General features: G+C 73.4%; 7 protein-coding genes. All 7 read right to left on the bottom strand.

Going from position 1 to position 6470, the window contains the following annotated elements; translation table 11 throughout:
* Positions 1–201 (bottom strand): 3-deoxy-7-phosphoheptulonate synthase (locus JK359_RS37785; protein ID WP_372445528.1); only part of this gene is annotated, 201 nt, incomplete at its 3' end.
* Positions 198–743 (bottom strand): cupin domain-containing protein, encoded by a 546-nt coding sequence (locus JK359_RS39695; protein WP_201844165.1) that lies wholly within the window; start codon positions 741–743, stop codon positions 198–200. The genes JK359_RS37785 and JK359_RS39695, both read right to left, overlap by 4 nt.
* Positions 744–1006: 263 nt before the next feature.
* A complete protein-coding gene (locus JK359_RS37775) occupies positions 1007–2209 on the bottom strand; it encodes an acyl-CoA dehydrogenase family protein (protein WP_201844164.1) in 1203 nt (400 codons plus the stop codon).
* Positions 2210–2229: 20 nt separating this feature from the next.
* A complete protein-coding gene (locus JK359_RS37770) occupies positions 2230–3576 on the bottom strand; it encodes an FAD-binding oxidoreductase (RefSeq protein ID WP_201844163.1) in 1347 nt (448 codons plus the stop codon).
* A gap of 98 nt (positions 3577–3674) precedes the next feature.
* Entirely contained in the window at positions 3675–4160 is a 486-nt protein-coding gene (locus JK359_RS37765) for a flavin reductase family protein (protein WP_201844162.1), read from the bottom strand.
* A gap of 303 nt (positions 4161–4463) precedes the next feature.
* Positions 4464–5375, bottom strand: coding sequence for a zinc-binding dehydrogenase (locus JK359_RS37760; RefSeq protein WP_201844161.1), 912 nt, complete (start codon positions 5373–5375; stop codon positions 4464–4466).
* 163 nt (positions 5376–5538) lie between these two features.
* The gene (locus JK359_RS37755) at positions 5539–6297 is read right to left on the bottom strand and encodes an SDR family NAD(P)-dependent oxidoreductase (protein ID WP_201844160.1); all 759 of its coding nucleotides are present in this window, start codon (positions 6295–6297) and stop codon (positions 5539–5541) included.
* Positions 6298–6470: the final 173 nt, after the last annotated feature.

Here is a 6470-nt window from a genome sequence, read left to right as displayed (position 1 = left end):
ACACTCGCCCGCGAAGACGAGCGGCGGATACGACTCGAGGTCCGCGATCACTGCGCGCAGAGCCTCGGCGTCGGGGTACTCGGGCTGCTGCGCCGCGGGCAGGTCTCGCCAGGCGTGCCTCGCGCGCGCGGCCCGCCCCGTGACCGGGACGGCCGGATCGGGGAGTCCGGCCGGTGCACGGTCGAGCACACGGGGGGTCACCGTGAGTCCTCCGCCGCCTGGAAGAGGTGGTGCCGTTCCCCGATGGCGACGACCCTGGGCAGGTCCTCGGCCTCGGGCGGCGGGGGCGGCGTGCCCGGCACCGGGGGCGTGCCCGCCTCCAGGAAGAAGCGGTCCACCCCGGAGGGGCTGAACAGCAGCAACTGGCGTGCGGTGTGGATGCCGTTGTTGCGGAACCGGTGGGCGGTGCCCTTCGGGATGAACACGAAGTCCCCGGGGCGTACGGCGTAGGTGCGCTCCCGGGCCGTGATGTCCAGCTCGCCGGAGAGCAGGTAGAAGGCCTCGTCCGCGTCGGCGTGGATGTGCAGCGGCGGTCCGCCGCCGGGCGGCACGGAGGCCTCCAGGAGGGTCAGCGATCCGCCGGACTCCTCGTGGGTCAGCTTGACGGTGTAGGCGTCCCCGCTCAGCCACACGTGCCGGCCCTCGCCCGCCGGAACGTGCAGGACGTCCCGGGTCGGCCGGTGCGCGTGTTCGTGGTCGGGTGCGTCGTGGCTGTGCGCGTGGGAGGTCGTGCTCTGCGACACTGTGTTGTCCTCGGAAACTAGGTGGACGGCTGCCCCGCACCCCCGGCTCAGGGGGGCGAGCGCCTTCGGGAGACGGTGGGCGAGCGGGCCCTTCGGACGAGCGGGCCCCTCGGGCGACAGTGGGTGAGAAGGCCCCTCGAGCGACCGTGGCTGAGGAAGGCACCTCGAGCGACGGTGGGCGAGTGGGCCCTTCGGACGAGCGGGCCCCTCGAGCGACCGTGGCTGAGGAAGGCACCTCGAGCGACGGTGGGTGAGCGGGTCCTCTAGAAGAACGGGCTGCGGGACTCGCCGCCCAGCAGCACCTGACCGGTCAGCTCGAGGACCGAGTCCTGGGCCACCGCGTGCTGGCACATGGTGTGGGCGTCGCGCAGCCAGCGGTCCAGCGGGGACGACCCGCGGTAGACGGACGAACCGCCGACGAGGTCGAACAGCGCGGAGACGATCGAGCGGCCGGTGCGGAAGGCGTGGTAGCGGGCGAGGGCGGTGGCGGTGCGCTGCGCGGCCGTGGTCTCGTCGCCCCGTTCGAGGGCCGCCCACTGTTCCTCCAGGCTGGAGTAGACGGCGGCGCGGGCCGCGGCCAGCTCCATCTCGGCCCGGGCCACGGCCGACCGGACCCGTGCGTTCTCCGCCCAGGGCGTACCGCTCTCCCGGTCCACACGGGTGCCGGCGAGGTCGCGCACGTGGTCGATGGCGGCGCGGGCCATGCCCAGGGGGACGCCGGACATCTTGCGCAGGATGGCGTCGGGCGTGGCGTGCAACGGGCCGGTGCGGCGCGGTACCCGGAACGAGAAGGAGTGCTCCTCCGGCACGAACAGTCCGGTCACCTCGTAGTCGCAGGAGCCGCTGCCGGCCAGGCCCGTGGTGTGCCAGGTGTCGAGGATCTCGTACTGGCCGGGACGCGCCACCATGACGCGCCAGTGCACGGGGTCGCCGGTGACGGGGTCGGCCTCCGGCTCGCCGTCCGCGAAGACCCGGCAGCCGGCGACGAGCACGGCGCAGTGCGTGGAGCCGCTGCCGAACCGCCAGCGCCCGGTGACGCGGTAGCCGCCCGGCACGCGTTCGGCGCGGCCCTGCGGGTGGATCCAGCCGGAGTTGGGGGTGTCCAGGTCGTCGTAGAACTCCCGGACGGCGGCCTCCTCCAGGTAGCCGGCGTAGATGCCCGAGTCCATGCCGATCATGGCGCACCAGGCGGTCGAGACGTCGCCGCGGGCCAGGGTCTCGATCAGCAGGGTCTGTTCCATGGACGTCAGTTCCGGGCCGCCGCGGTCCTTGGCGGCGGCGGCCCGGAAGACGCCGCCGCGGCGGAGCAGGGTGACCACGTCCTCGGGCAGCCTGCGGACCGCCTCGATGCCGGCGGCCCGCTCCCGCAGGAACGGCACGGCCTCCCGGGCGTGGCGGAGGATCTCCTCCGGGGTGTTCGGTACCCGGGCGGAGTCGTCCGTCCGGTGCGGTTCGGTGAGGGTCACGTCGTCCTCCGTGGGGGGTGTCAGGCGTACCGGCCGGGTGCGATGACCTGCCGCGGGTCGATGGTCTGCTTGAGCCGGCGGACGAGGTCCCGTGCGCCGGGGTCGGCGGAGAGCCGGTCGACCCACTGGTGGTGGTCGGAGTCGAGGCGGTACGGGTGGAAGCCGGCCTCGGCGAACAGCTCGTACGTCCGGTCGAGCGCACGGTGTGCCCGGGCGGCGCCGGCTTCGGTCCGCGCGAAGCGGAACGAGACCACGAGGTCGATCACGTCCGGGTCCAGGGCGTTGACGGTGGAGCCGGCCAGGACACCGGTCTCGGCGTGGACCCGGGCGAGGAGTTCCTGGGAGCGGGCGACCGCGCGGCCGGTGAAGGGGATCAGCGGCAGGAAGAACAACCAGCCGCCGCCCTTGGCGTCGACCAGCTCGGCCTCCTCGCCGACGGCCGACCTGAGCATGGTCTCGTTGCGTGACGGGTCGCCCGCGTAGAGCCGCTCCAGGGCGCGCGCGACCAGGTCGTCGGGGGCGGGGGGCTGCTCGTCCGAGCGCAGGACGCGGGTGAACAGCCCGCTGCGGGCGGCCTCTTCCTCGACGACCCGGGTGACCGCGGCGACGGACCGTTCGGTGCCGTCGACACACAGATGGGCCAGGTACTCGTCGCCGTGGCCGCCGTAGGACCGGGTGGAGACGGTGTCGTAGACCTTGAGCACCCCGGAGACCAGGCCCTGGGCGGTCCACCGGCGCAGTTCGTCGACGGCTTCGGTCAGCCGGTCGCGGCCGAAGCCGAGGCGCAGGACGCACTGGGCCTCGGGGCGGGGCAGCAGTCGTACCACGCCTGCCGTGATGATGCCGAGGTCGGACTGGGTGAACAGGGCCAGCGGCGAGGGGCCGAGGCCCTGCGGGTTGACCGCGCCGGGCCGCTCGCCCTGCGGCCACCAGCCCACCCGGATCAACTCGCCGTCAGGCAGCACCACTTCGAGACCGGCGAGGTCCAGGGTGCGCTGCCGGCGCAGGCCGACACCGCGGTCGGCGATGTTGCCCAGCACGCTGGTGTGGCCGGAGGACGCGGTGACGTTCAGCATCCGGTCCGTGTCGGCGAGCAGTTCGGCCAGACGCAGTTGGGTGACGCCGGGCTCGACGATCGCCCAGCCCCCTTCGACGTCCAGGTCACGTACCGCGTCCAGGGCCTGGAGTTCGAGGGTCACCACCGCGTCGCGGGCCGGTTCCCGTGACCCGAGGCCCCAGTTGCGCCCGGTGCTCAGGGCCTGCAGCCGGGGGCCGCCCTCGGCCCGGGCGAACGCCCGCACCACGGTGCGCACTTCCTCGGCCGAGCGGGGCCGTACGACGCCGTAGACGTCACGGGGGCTGAACATGCTGACGTTGGTGCCGGGCGGCAGGGGCCGCGACTGCTCGCCGACCGCCCGTATCGCTTCTGCGGGAATGCCCGCGGGAAGGACAGACAAAGGACACCTCACTGACGTTTGGATCCGAGGGTTCCGCGATGGAAGAGGAGCGGCTCGCCGCTTTCCGCGCCGTGTCCGACGGACTCCACGCGGCTCAGGAACAGGCTGTGGTCGCCGCCCCGGAAGACCTGCTCGACGGAGCACCGCAGCGTGGCGAGGGCCGCCGGCCGCACCTCCCGCTCGACCAGGGTTTCCAGCTCCGCGCCGCGCGGCTTGTCCCGGGAGGCGAACAGGCCGGCGGTGGCGGCCTGCCGGTCGCTGAGGAGATGGACGGTGTAGGAGCCGCTGTCGCACAGCACCGGGTGGGCGCGGGCCGTGTCCAGGACGCTGACCAGGATGCGGGGCGGCGTCAGGGACACGGACATCAGCGCGTTGATCGTCATGCCGACGGCCCGCTCGCCGTTGCCCGCGCACAGCAGTGCGACACCGGTCGGGAACAGGCGCATGGCCGAGCGCAGATCCACGGCGCGGGCCGCCGGATCCGGGACATCCATTCGGGGGGAATTCTGGTGGACCGTCGTGGACACGGGTCCTCGATTCATTCGGTAGCCGGACCGGAGAACTCTCGGGATTCTCCTGCTGTCGGCCGGTTCACGATTCATTCGGAAAGCTCTGGGAAACAACCTAGTCAGGGGTCGTCGGCGTGGCCACTGATAACTTGGGTAATTCATGGGCTACTTGGCCTACTCGTCTGAGTAGAGGCCGAGTTGCCGGGCCGGGAATGCGGGTCGGCACACGAAAAGGCGCGCCGCCGGACAGGCCGGCGGCGCGCTGGGAACGGGGGAGGGGAGAGGACGTCAGGACAGGGTCAGCACCGCCTTGCCGCGGACGCGGCGGGCGACGATGTCCTCCGCCACCTCCCCGGCCGACCGCCAGTCGGCCACCCGGCCCGTGCTCACCCGCAGCCGCTCCTCGGCCACGAGCCGGGCCAGATGGGCGAGATCGGCCGCGGTACGGCCGCCGGCCTGGATGCCGACCAGGGTCAGCCGCTTCTCCACCAGCCGGTAGGGCGCGAGCGGCGTCTCCAGGCCCGACGCCGCCCCGACGGAGACGACCGTCCCGTCGTCGGACGTGCGCTCCAGCAGCCGGGCGAGCAGCGGGCCGCCGACCTGGTCGAGGACGACGTCGACCGGATTCCGGATCTCCGCCGGGTCGGTCACCACCTGCCCCGCCCCCAGCCCGGCCAGTCCCGCACCCCGTGCGCGGTCCCCCACCAGGGCCACCACCTCGGCACCCTGGAGGCGGGCGAGCTGCACCGCGAAGTGCCCCACACCGCCCGACGCACCCGTGACGGCGACCCGGTGGCCCGGCGTGACCCCGGCCCGGCGCAGCGCGCGCAGGGCGGTGAGGCCGGCCACGGGGAGCGCGGCGGCGCGCACGGAGTCGACCTCGTCCGGCAGGACCGCCAGCTCACCGACGTGCACCGCGCGCAACTCCGCCCAGCCGCCGGACCAGCCCCAGGTGACCACGCGGGCACCTGTGCCGGGCCCGGCGCCCGAGGCGGCCGGCCGCTCCACGAGGCCCGCCGCGTCCCAGCCCGGGACCGTGCCCTCCTCGGCGGCGGCGCTGCCGGTCCGGGGCAGCTCCCCGTGGTTGAGGGAGGTCGCCGCGACCCGGACCAGGACCTCGTCGGGGCCGGGCACGGGATCGGGGACCTCGGCGAGGCGGAGCCCGCCGCGGGCGGTGTGATCGATGACGAGAGCACGCATGGTGTGACCCACTTCTGTCGCGGGGCGTCGAGGTACGTCTTCCGGGGGAGTGCGGTCCGGGGCCGCAGGGGCTGGGCCGCGGCGCAGACGTCCGGACCGCGGCCCGGAGCCGGAACCACGTCTCGGAGGCTGTGGCGGCGCCCCGGCGGCTGGAGCCTTCGGCTCAGAGGTTGGAGCCGCCGTCCACCGCCACCGACGCTCCGGTGACGAACGCGGCCTCGGGTGAGACGAGGTGGGCCACGGTGTGGGCGATCTCCTCGGCGCTGCCGTAGCGGCCGAAGACGTTCTGCGAGCGCTGGTAGTCGGCCGAGGGGCCGTCCGCCGGGTTCATGTCGGTGTCGACGGAGCCCGGCGCGACCTCGTTGACGGTGATGCCGCGCGGCCCCAGGTCGCGGGCCAGACCGAGGGTGAGCCCCCGTACCGCGGCCTTGCTCATGGCGTACGCCGTCATGCCCGGGCCGGGGACGTGGGCCGCCAGGCAGCTGCTGATGTTGACGATCCGGCCGCCCTCGCCCATGTGCCGGGCCGCGGCCTGAGCGGTGAGGAACGCGCCGCGGGCGTTGACGTCGAGCGTGCGGTCCAGGACCTCCAGGGAGGTGTCCGTCACCCCGGGCATCGACATGTCCATGTAGCCGGCGTTGTTGACCAGGATGTCGATGCGCCCGAACTCGCGGGCCACCGCGTCCACCGCCGCACGCAGGGCCTCCGGGTCGGTGGCGTCCGCGGCGACGGCGAGCGCCCGGACGCCCCCGGCCCGGCCGATCTCCTCGGCGACGGCCTCCGCCTGCTCCTTGTTCCGGCCGAAGGTCAGCGCGACATCGGCACCCTGCGCGGCGAGCCGACGGGATATCGCCGCTCCGATGCCCCGGTTTCCTCCGGTGACCAGAGCGGCCTTGCCAACGAGATTCCTGACGATGTCCATGCGCTCAGACCCGTTCCCTTGAAGTGTCGGGGGCGAATGTGAAAAACACCGGGGCGGGGGGACCCCGGTGCGTTCCGACCATAGGAGCGGCCCGGAGAAACCCTCAAGGAAATGCGGCCGTGCGCGGCTTTTTCTACCCGACCTGGTAGGAGTGAGTAGCGGGCGACTACTCA

Source organism: Streptomyces actinomycinicus (assembly GCF_016741775.1).
Taxonomy (GTDB): Bacteria; Actinomycetota; Actinomycetes; order Streptomycetales; family Streptomycetaceae; genus Streptomyces; species Streptomyces actinomycinicus.
Note: the sequence above shows the minus strand (reverse complement) of the source record. Positions and strands in the feature narration are given on the sequence as shown.

Coding starts and splice junctions, on each gene's coding strand:
- JK359_RS37755 (WP_201844160.1), bottom strand. CDS start 6,297: ATGGACATCGTCAGGAATCTCGTTGGCAAGGCCGCTCTGGTCACCGGA.
- JK359_RS37765 (WP_201844162.1), bottom strand. CDS start 4,160: ATGGATGTCCCGGATCCGGCGGCCCGCGCCGTGGATCTGCGCTCGGCC.
- JK359_RS37770 (WP_201844163.1), bottom strand. CDS start 3,576: ATGTTCAGCCCCCGTGACGTCTACGGCGTCGTACGGCCCCGCTCGGCC.
- JK359_RS37760 (WP_201844161.1), bottom strand. CDS start 5,375: ATGCGTGCTCTCGTCATCGATCACACCGCCCGCGGCGGGCTCCGCCTC.